The 6,479-nt window shown below is 60.9% G+C and carries 6 protein-coding genes; 5 read left to right on the forward strand and 1 reads right to left on the reverse strand.

Translation table 11 applies throughout. The features are described from left to right. Positions 1-54: 54 nt before the first annotated feature. The 3 genes from AC1DXW_RS27210 to AC1DXW_RS27220 all read left to right on the forward strand — a co-directional run bounded on the left by AC1DXW_RS27210 (position 55) and on the right by AC1DXW_RS27220 (position 3,441). A complete protein-coding gene (locus AC1DXW_RS27210) occupies positions 55-1,053 on the forward strand; it encodes an AraC family transcriptional regulator (protein WP_477752241.1) in 999 nt (332 codons plus the stop codon). A gap of 243 nt (positions 1,054-1,296) precedes the next feature. Beyond that, positions 1,297-2,328 carry a histone deacetylase family protein gene (locus AC1DXW_RS27215; RefSeq protein ID WP_477752240.1) on the forward strand — a complete coding sequence of 344 codons (1,032 nt, stop codon included), beginning with the start codon at positions 1,297-1,299 and terminating at the stop codon, positions 2,326-2,328. A gap of 12 nt (positions 2,329-2,340) precedes the next feature. Continuing rightward, positions 2,341-3,441 (forward strand): polyamine ABC transporter substrate-binding protein, encoded by a 1,101-nt coding sequence (locus tag AC1DXW_RS27220; protein ID WP_477752239.1) that lies wholly within the window; start codon positions 2,341-2,343, stop codon positions 3,439-3,441. Positions 3,442-3,529: 88 nt separating this feature from the next. Here AC1DXW_RS27220 and pdxR read toward each other — a convergent pair whose 3' ends face one another. Next, entirely contained in the window at positions 3,530-5,083 is a 1,554-nt protein-coding gene (gene pdxR / locus AC1DXW_RS27225) for a MocR-like pyridoxine biosynthesis transcription factor PdxR (RefSeq protein WP_477752238.1), read from the reverse strand. Between the two features lie 92 nt (positions 5,084-5,175). Between pdxR and AC1DXW_RS27230 the strand changes: the two genes are divergently transcribed. Both AC1DXW_RS27230 and AC1DXW_RS27235 read left to right on the forward strand, forming a co-directional pair. Next, entirely contained in the window at positions 5,176-5,799 is a 624-nt protein-coding gene (locus AC1DXW_RS27230) for an FMN-binding negative transcriptional regulator (protein WP_477752237.1), read from the forward strand. 10 nt (positions 5,800-5,809) lie between these two features. Continuing rightward, on the forward strand, positions 5,810-6,271 hold the full coding sequence (locus tag AC1DXW_RS27235) for an N-acetyltransferase family protein (RefSeq protein WP_477760699.1): 462 nt from the start codon (positions 5,810-5,812) through the stop codon (positions 6,269-6,271). Positions 6,272-6,479 lie beyond the last annotated feature (208 nt).

Below are 6,479 nucleotides of genomic sequence, written 5' to 3' on the forward strand. Positions count from 1 at the left end.
ATCACCCGGCATACAACTTGCTGCGCTCCAGCTATCCCAAGGCTGGAAGTCCTCATGCTCCACTCCCACCTCACCACGCTCAACGCGGTCTCCCTGGTACTCGATGCCTTCAGGGCACAAGGCTTGTCCAGCGAAGCGCTGCTGGCCGGCAGCGGCATCAGCGCGGCGGATCTGAACCGTGCCGACACACGCATCACCACCAATCAGGAAATGCAGGTCTGTGCCAACGCCGTTGCTCTCAAACGTGACATCGGCCTGGAACTGGGCCGGCGGATGCACGTTTCCTGCTACGGCATGCTCGGTTACGCCCTGCTCACCAGTGCCACCTTCGGTGACGCTTTGCGTCTGGCGATGCGTTATCCGGCGCTGCTGGGAACACTTTTCGAGTTGAGCCTTGAAGACGATGGCGAGCGCATCTGGTTCGTCGCCGCTGATTACCGCGAGAGCCCGGCCATGGCGGTGTTCAACGCCGAATTCTGCCTGGTGTCGCTGAAAGTCACCTGCGACGACCTGCTCGGCCATCCCCTGCCGTTGCTCGGCGCCCGCTTTGAACACGCCGCCCCCGATTACGAAGCGACCTACGCCGAACACTTCAATTGCCCGGTGCACTTCGGCGCCCGTAACAATGCCTTTGCCTTCGACAAGCGCTGGCTCGACCAGCCACTGCCGCTAGCCGACATCATCACCCACCAGGCCATGGCCGAACGCTGCCGCAAACAGAACATCGAGTTCACCGGGCGCCAGGCGTGGCTGGGACGGATCCGCCAATTGCTCAGCGCGCAATTGAATGCGGCGCCGGGGCTGGAGGGATTGGCCGAACAAATGAACTGTTCGGCGCGGACCTTGCGCCGGCATCTCAAGGACATGGGTTGCAGCTATCAGGAACTGCTCGACGAACTGCGCTTCGAGCAGGCCAAGCAAATGCTTTGCGAGGATCAGTTGCCGATCTATCAGATTGCCGAAGCCCTGGGTTTCAGCGAGACCGCGAGTTTTCGGCATGCGTTTGTGCGCTGGAGTGGTGTGGCGCCGAGTCAGTTTCGGCCACACGGATAAACCCTGTAGGAGCGGGCTTGCCCGCGAAGAGGCCAGCGCATCCAACGCATCTGTATCGCCGCAATACCGCCTTCGCTGACAAGCCAGCTCCTACAGGGTGTGTATCCCATACGCTGAACAGGGGCGAATTTCGGTCAAATGTTTTGGCCATATCGATCCCCTTTTGGCCTTTCCTGCCGTTCTCCGATTCGCCGTGCGCCGCAACACTGGGGGCAACCGAATCAGCCCTGCGGAGAACAAGAAATGCTGACGATCTACTCGGACGATCACCACCTGCACCACGGCCGTTGCGAATTGATAGACGGGCAACTCAAGCCCTGCTTCGAAATGCCTTCCCGTGCCGACCACGTACTGGCACGGGTGCAAAATCAAAATCTGGGCCCTGTCGAAGCGCCAAAGGATTTCGGCCTCGGGCCGATCGAGCGCATTCACAGCCGAGACTACCTCGACTTCTTCAAGGGCGCCTGGGCACGCTGGACCGAGTACAACACCGACGGCGACTTGCTGCCCTACACTTGGCCAGCCCGCACCCTGCGCCGCGTCAAACCCTCCAGCCTGCATGGCGAACTCGGTTACTACAGCTTCGACGGCGGCGCCCCGATCACCGCCGGCACCTGGCAAGCGGCGTACAGCGCAGCGCAAGTCGCGCTCACCGCCCAAGCGGAAATCCAGCGCGGCGCCCGTTCTGCTTTCGCCCTGTGCCGTCCGCCGGGACACCACGCCGCCGGCGACTTGATGGGTGGTTATTGCTACCTCAACAACGCCGCCATCGCCGCCCAGGCGTTCCTCGATCAGGGCCATGAAAAGATCGCGATCCTCGACGTCGACTACCACCACGGCAACGGCACCCAGTCGATTTTCTACGAACGCAGCGACGTGCTGTTCACCTCGATCCATGGCCACCCGGAAGCCGAGTTCCCGTTCTTCCTCGGCTATGAAGACGAACGTGGCGAAGGCGCTGGCGAAGGGTTCAACTTCAACTACCCGTTGGCCGCCGGTTCAGGCTGGGACACCTGGAGCGCAGCGCTGGAACAGGCCTGCAATGAGATCGAAAGCTACAGTGCCGACATTATCGTCGTGTCCCTCGGAGTCGATACCTTCAAGGACGACCCGATCTCGCAATTCAAGCTCGACAGCCCGGATTACCTGGCCATGGGTAAGCGCATCGCCGGCCTCGGCGTACCGACACTGTTCGTGATGGAAGGCGGTTACGCAGTCGAAGAAATCGGCATCAATGCCGTGAACGTTCTTGAAGGTTTTGAAAGCGCTTGTTGAGGAAGTAGAAGAATGAAAAGTCTTAAGCGTTTCATCGTGCCGACGCTGTGTGCCTCGGTGCTCAGCGTTGCCGCCCACGCCGAAGAGCGAACCCTGCGCGTCTACAACTGGTTCGACTACATCACACCCAAGGCCCTGGAAGACTTCAAGGCCCAGAACACCCAGACCAAACTGGTCTACGACATCTTCGACACCAACGAAGCGCTGGAAGCCAAGCTGCTGACCGGCAACTCCGGATACGACGTGGTGGTGCCATCCAACGTATTCCTCGCCAAGCAAATCGAAGCTGGCGTGTTCCAGCCCCTGGACCGCAGCAAGCTGCCGAACTGGAATCACCTCGATCCCAAGCTGATGAAGCTGATCGAAGCCAACGACCCGGGCAACAAGTTCGCTGTGCCGTACATGTACGGCACCATCCTGATCGGTTTCAACCCGGACAAGGTCAAGGCCGCGCTCGGCGACAACGCACCCGTGGACAGCTGGGACCTGATCTTCAAGGAAGAGAACATCAGCAAGCTCAAGCAGTGTGGCGTCGCGCTGCTCGACTCGCCCTCGGAGATCCTGCCACTGGCCCTGCAACACCTCGGCCTGGATCCCAACAGCAAGAAGCCTGCGGACTACGACAAGGCTGAAGCACTGCTGATGAAGATCCGTCCGTACATCACCTACTTCCACTCGTCCAAGTACATGGCCGATATCGCCAACGGTGACATCTGCGTTGCGGTCGGATATTCCGGCAGCTTCTCGCAAGCTGCCAACCGCGCCAACGAAGCCAAGAACGGGGTGGTCGTCGACATGCGTTTGCCGAAGGAAGGCGCGCCGATCTGGTTCGACATGCTGGCGATTCCGAAGGGTGCGAAAAACCCCGACGACGCTTACACCTTCGTCAACTACCTGCTGCAACCCCAGGTGATCGCGCCGGTCAGTGACTTCGTCGGCTACCCGAACCCGAACAAGGACGCCACGGAGATGGTCGACCCGGTGATCCGCAACAACCCGAACCTGTACCCGACCGACACGGCGATGAGCACGCTCTACACCCTGCAACCGTTGCCCCGCGATGCCGAACGTGCGCGCACCCGGGCCTGGACCAAGATCAAGTCCGGCACCTGATACCCGCTTCACTCCCGCCGTCACCAGGACCTGCGCTCGCGCAGGTCTATTTTTGCCTGCGGCACATCAGCGACCCGACGCGCTCCTTTCAAAGAAAACGCCAGACCGCCCGCAGCCGCTCCAACGCGGCTTCGATAGCCTTTTCCGGCACTGCTGCAAACCCCAGAACCAACCCGGCACGCTGATCCATCGGGATCGTGGACTCGGGCAGCCAATAGCCACTCAAGCCATTGATCTCGACATCGACGCTACGTGCCAATTCAATCAACGCCTGTTCTCGCTCAATGCTGTCGACCGGCACTGTCATGTGCAACCCGGCGGCGACCGTGGGCAACTGGCCGATACCGGGAATGCCCCCCGGCCAGCCGCTGAGCAACGCATTACGCCGGCTCAGCGCCGCACGCCGCATGCGGCGGATATGCCGCTGGAAATGCCCGGCCGCCATGAACTCGGCCATTACGGCCTGGGTACTGACCTCGGAATGCCGTACGTCCACCGCCCGACGCTGGGCAAACGCCTGCACCAGATCCATCGGTAATACCAGGTAACCCAGGCGCAACGCCGGAAACGCTACTTTGCCGAACGTGCCGACGTAGAGCACCCGGCCTTGCCGATCCAGGGCCGCCAAAGGCGCCAGCGGCGCACCGCTGTAGCGGTACTCGCCGTCATAGTCATCCTCGACGATCCAGCCCTGCGTGCGTTCGGCCCAGGCCAGCAACTCCAGACGGCGAGCCAGGCTCATCACCACCCCGGTGGGGTACTGATGGGACGGGGTGACGTAGGTCAGACGGCAATCGTCAAGCTGTGCCAGTTCACCGCAGTCGATACCCTCACTATCCACCGCCACCCCATGCAGCCGGGCACCTGCTACGGCGAACGCATGACCGGCCGCCCGATACCCGGGATTTTCAATCGCCACCCCGTCACCGGGCTCCACCAGCAGCTGTGCACAAAGGCTGATTCCCTGCTGCGCGCCACTGGTGATCACAATTTGTTCAGCCGTGCACTGCATGCCACGGGAACTGCGCAAATACGCGGCGATCATTCCGCGCAAGCGTGCATCGCCGGCCGGGTCGCCGTAGCACAGTTGCTGCAAATCCGGTTTACGCCAGAAAGCCGCATTCAGCTTGGCCCAGACCTCGAACGGAAACAGATCGAACGCCGGAACACCGACCCGAAAAGCCCTGGGCGGACCACTGGGCGGCATGGGTAAATGGTTCTTTTCAACGCGGGACAAGGCGTCCCTGTGGGTAACTTTGCTGGATGAATCCACAGGCAAATCAAGCCAATTTGTGGATAAAGCTGTGGGTAAGCCTGTTGAAAACCCTGTGGATACTTTTGTGGATAGTTTTTTTGCCGGCAAGGTTGCCTGGGGTAATTGCGCGACGTAAGTCCCGTCGCCTACCCGCCCCTCGATAAACCCTTCAGCGTAAAGCTGATCGTAGGCGCGCACTACGCTGTTGCGGGAAATCGCCAGCGCGGCAGCCAGATCCCGACTGGCCGGCAGACGCGTGCCGCTGGCCAGTCGCCCGTCGAGCACCCGCATCCGCAATGCCTGATAGAGCTGCCGACTCAGCCCCTGGCGACGATCAAGTTCTATACCCGCCGGGTTGAAGGTCAAGGACAGTGGTTCGCTAGTCATCGCAATGGACCCATGAAATTGGTCATTAGTGGCTCTTACAACAGACCAATAGCCTGCCTAGGATGCAGATATTCGCCAAGGAAAATATCTCCATGTACACGCCACGTGCTTTTGCCATCGACGAGTTGTCCCAACTGCATGAACTGATCCTCGCCACCCGTCTCGCCATATTGGTGACCCACGGTGAAAGCGGCCTGCAAGCCAGCCATGTACCGGTGCTGCTGCATTGCGAACAAGGCTCGAACGGCACGTTGTACGGGCATCTGGCCAAAGCCAATCCACAGTGGAAAGAGCTGCGCGACGGCGCCGAAGCCCTGCTGATTTTTGCCGGTGCCGACGCCTACGTCAGCCCTGGCTTCTACCCGAGCAAGGCCGAACACGGCAAAGTCGTGCCAACCTGGAACTACGTCGCCGTACACGCCTATGGCCGAGCCGAAACCTTCAGCGATGGCGGGCGGCTGCTCGACATCGTCAGCACCCTCACCGATCGTCATGAAGCTGGCCGCGCCCAACCGTGGTCAGTGGCCGATGCCCCCGCCGATTACATCGACGGCATGCTCAAGGCCATTGTCGGTTTCGCCATTCCCATCGACCGTCTGGAAGGCAAGCGCAAGCTCAGCCAGAACCGTAGCCCCGCCGACATCGCCGGCGTGCGCGAAGGCCTGGCCGCCAGCCCCGACGTCAACGACCAAACCCTCGCCCAATTGATGCGCTAAGGAAGTCACCATGAGTCAAATCGACATTCGCCAAGTCACCGCCGGTGATCACGCGGCCTGGTTGCCGCTGTGGCAAGCCTACTTGCGCTTCTACAACACCGAATTGCCGGAGGCCGTCACCCAAAGCACCTGGCAGCGTATGCTCGATCCGAACGAGCCAACCCACGCCGCCCTCGCCTGGGCCGACGGCAAAGCGGTGGGCATGGTGCATTTCATCTACCATCGTTCGAACTGGGCCATCGAAAACTCCTGCTACCTGCAAGACTTGCTGGTGGCCCCGGAAACCCGCGGCACCGGCGTCGGCCGGCAGTTGATCGAGTTCGTCTACGCCACGGCCAAGGCTGACGGCTGCAACAAGGTCCACTGGCTGACCCACGAAACCAACGCCACCGCGATCCAGCTCTACGAGCGCATCGCCGAACGCCCAGGTTTTATCCAGTTTCGCAAAGCCATAGGGGGCGTTCTCAATTAGTTTTCCCGTCGCGTTGTCGCCTTAAAGCGGGCCAGGCAAGGCGCAGGCCGCTGGAAATGGTTGTTCCCTTTCCAAGGCCTGCAACGCAGCCTGGCCCGTTTTAAGGCACAACCCGAAGGGCCGGGCCTGCTGTTGTGCAGGGCTGCGTTGCTCGAAGCTTATTTGGAATGACCAAACCACGCTTCTCGCGCCTTGCCCTGCACAACAG

It is taken from the genome of Pseudomonas sp. P4_C4 (assembly GCF_056402055.1).

Excerpts from the sequence above, each read along its gene's own strand:
- AC1DXW_RS27235 (WP_477760699.1), top strand. The coding sequence starts at position 5,810 with ATGAGTCAAATCGACATTCGCCAAGTCACCGCCGGTGATCACGCGGCC.
- AC1DXW_RS27215 (WP_477752240.1), top strand. The coding sequence starts at position 1,297 with ATGCTGACGATCTACTCGGACGATCACCACCTGCACCACGGCCGTTGC.
- pdxR (WP_477752238.1), bottom strand. The coding sequence starts at position 5,083 with ATGACTAGCGAACCACTGTCCTTGACCTTCAACCCGGCGGGTATAGAA.
- AC1DXW_RS27230 (WP_477752237.1), top strand. The coding sequence starts at position 5,176 with ATGTACACGCCACGTGCTTTTGCCATCGACGAGTTGTCCCAACTGCAT.
- AC1DXW_RS27220 (WP_477752239.1), top strand. The coding sequence starts at position 2,341 with ATGAAAAGTCTTAAGCGTTTCATCGTGCCGACGCTGTGTGCCTCGGTG.
- AC1DXW_RS27210 (WP_477752241.1), top strand. The coding sequence starts at position 55 with ATGCTCCACTCCCACCTCACCACGCTCAACGCGGTCTCCCTGGTACTC.